General features: G+C 68.9%; 1 protein-coding gene and 2 pseudogenes. All 3 read right to left on the bottom strand.

The features are described 5' to 3' along the window. Window positions 1-35: 35 nt before the first annotated feature. A pseudogene (locus E1289_RS37150) lies at window positions 36-209 on the bottom strand (IS30 family transposase); the annotation flags it as partial. Further along, window positions 210-1268, bottom strand: coding sequence for an IS110 family transposase (locus E1289_RS37145; protein ID WP_131988811.1), 1059 nt, complete (start codon window positions 1266-1268; stop codon window positions 210-212). It abuts the pseudogene before it with no gap. Between the two features lie 251 nt (window positions 1269-1519). Beyond that, window positions 1520-2536 (bottom strand): annotated as a pseudogene (locus E1289_RS37140) (IS30 family transposase); the annotation flags it as partial. Between the last annotated feature and the right edge of the window lie 258 nt (window positions 2537-2794).

The following is a 2794-nucleotide window of genomic DNA, read 5'->3' as shown; positions in this document are numbered from 1 at the left end:
GGCGGATTCTCGGGGTCCTCGCAACACCTGATGGCCTATGTGGTTGTCAGTAGATCACGCAGGCGCTCGGCTGGGGTTCTCCAGCCGAGCGTTTTGCGTGGTCGGCTGTTGAGCTGCTGGGCGACGTGTTCGAGGTCTGCGGGGCTGTGCACGGACAGATCGGTGCTCTTGGGGAAGTACTGCCGCAGCAGGCCGTTGATGCTTCTATGTCAAGCCGCGAGCTGGTGACGTGTGATCTCGTGGTCCCAGGTTGCTTGGTCGGTGGTCATCGCTCGGTGGATGACGTCGACGAGGTGGCGTTGCAGGATGCGCCGGGCGCCGCGTTTGCCCTTGGTGGGCTCGTGGCGGGCCAGCAAGTGCTGGGCGGCGGGGTGGAAGCGTTTCTGCACGATGGCGGCGGTGTAGAGAACGCTGTTGAGTCGGCGGTTGCCGCCGCGGTGCAGGCGGTGGCGTTCCTGGTCGGCGGAGTAGACCGGGATCGGTGCGCAGCCGGTGTAGCGGGCGAGCTTGGCCGAGGTGGGGAAGCGGGTGATGTCGCCGATTTCGGCGATCAGGACTGCTGCGGAGATGTGGCTGATCCCGGTGATGTGCAGAAGCGTCGGAGCGAGCGGGCCGACCAGTTCCTTGATCGTGGTGTCCAGGTCGGTGACGCGCCGGTTGAGGTCGGCGATCTCGCCGGCCATGTCGCTGAGGGCCTGGCGGACGTTGGTGCTGAGCCGCGCTGAGTCCAGCACGGTGTTCAGCGCGCCGAGGTGTTTGGGCCGGGCCAGGTCGCCGGGGGTGTGGTCGAGCCAGACGTGCAGCTGCGCCTTGAGCTGGTTGATCACCATGGTGCGGCGTTTGATGAGGTCGGTGCGGTAGTCGACCAGGACGCGCAGTTCCCGGACGCGTTCGTCGATGCGGTGCCGGTCCAGGCCCGGAGTGGCGATGGCGGCGTGGGCGGCCGCGGCGGCGTCGACGGCGTCGGATTTGGCGCCGGTGGCGGCATGGAGCTTGCGGTGGGCGGATGTGAGCCGGGTGGGCACCCAGACCACCTGGTGGCCGGCCAGCAGCAGACCGTCGGCCAGACGGCGGGCGAACCCGCGGCCGTCCTCGATGGCCCAGGTCACCGGCACCCCGTCAGTGATCGAGCGGATCCACTTCAGCAGCATGGGGATCAGCAGCGCGTCGTTCTTGACGGTCACCGGTTTGCCGATAGTCCTGCCGTCGGCGCCGACGGCCACCGCGACGTGGACGTGCTTGTGCGGGTCGATCCCCACTGTCACCATCAAGAAGTCCTGCTCTCTGCTGTTGTGGGCGGCGGGACAGCAGCAAGAGCCCTGACCAGGGGACAGACCTATTGCGAGTTGACGGCTCAGCAGGCTTCTATCAAGTCACTCCCGGTCAGGGCTCTCGCCCTGCGGGCAGCCGTGGACAGATCAACGGAAAGCCTTCCGGCACGTGTTCTCTGAGTCACCCAGCGGCCCAACACTGAGCCTCTCCCGTCGAAGAAGCCCCGCGCGACCCACCTTGCCCAATAGGTGTTCTCGTTCGAGCCGCGCTGCCAGGGCGAGTGCGGATCACAGAAGTAGACCGGCACTCCCGTGGCCACGGTGAACTGCTTGTGCGCGGCCATCTCGCAGCCCTGGTCCCAGGTCAGCGAGCCGCGCAGGTGCTCGGGCAGGGTCTGGATCAGCGGCACCAGCACGTCGCGGACCTCCTCGGCGGTGTGCCCGCCGGGCAGATGCCCGAGCATGACGTAGCGGGTGGAGCGCTCGACCAGGGTCACGATCGCGCTCTCGCTGCGGGGCCCGACGATGAGGTCGCCTTCCCAGTGGCCGGGAACCGCCCGGTCCCCGGCCTCGGCAGGACGCTCGGAGATCATCACCATCTCGTCGACGAACCGGCTCGTGCGCTGGTCGGCGCTGCGGTGCGGCTTGCGGCGGGTGCGCCCGGTGCGCAGTGCGTGCGCGACCTCGCGGCGCAGCCCGCCACGTGCCTGGACGTAGATCGCCTGGTAGATCGTTTCTGGACTCACCCGCATGCTCCCGTCGTCGGGGAACTCGTTGCCCAGAGCGTTGCAGATCTGCTCGGGTGACCACCTTTCCCGCAGCTTGCCCGCGACGAACTCGCGCAGTGGACCGTCCTGGGCGAGCTTGGCGTCCTTGGGACGCGCCCGGCTCTTCGCCCACGCCCGCTGGGCCCGATGCGGCCGGTAGACGCCATTGACCGCACGGGCGTCGATCTCGCGTTTGACGGTGGACGCCGGCCGCCCCAGCGCCCGCCCGATCGCGCGCAGCGACCGGCCCTCACGGTGCATGTCAGCGATCATCTCCCGCTCGGTCACCGTGAGGAACCGGGGATGCAGCCCGGCCTCGACGGCTGCGAGAGACGGCTCTGAGCCGTCGGCGTCGGTGGTGGTCACACCAGTCTTGTAGTCGATCCGGCGCCCATCGGGGTGCAGGCGCGCGTCGCCGATCTTCCGGATACCGCGGTCCCAGTCCCGGGCGGTGCGTTCGTGGACTCCGACCCGTGCCGCGGCTTCGCGCCGCCGCACCCCGGCCGCGCGAAGCCGGTCGTACTCCGCCCGGCCCGGATGCCCGCTCGTGCCCGACTTCCCGCGACCACGGACACCAGCCTTGCGCGCCCACCCGGACGCCGTCGCACGGTTCACCCCGACCGCCCGGGCGGCCCCCGAGACACTGCCGTTCTCCCGCTCCAGCGCCTCGAAGAACCTTGCCTTCAGGTCCTCAAAATCCATGATCCCCGCAACTCCCTGAAGATCAGGGTGTTGCGGGGATCACTAGAACCCGCC

This window comes from Actinomadura sp. 6K520, from assembly GCF_004349245.1.
Lineage (GTDB): Bacteria > Actinomycetota > Actinomycetes > Streptosporangiales > Streptosporangiaceae > Spirillospora.
The sequence above is the reverse complement of the archived record's forward strand: the minus strand, read 5'-3'. Positions and strand labels throughout refer to the sequence as shown.

Bases quoted from the DNA above. Each gene is read 5' to 3' on its own strand.
- E1289_RS37145 (WP_131988811.1), bottom strand. From the start codon at position 1,268: ATGGTGACAGTGGGGATCGACCCGCACAAGCACGTCCACGTCGCGGTG.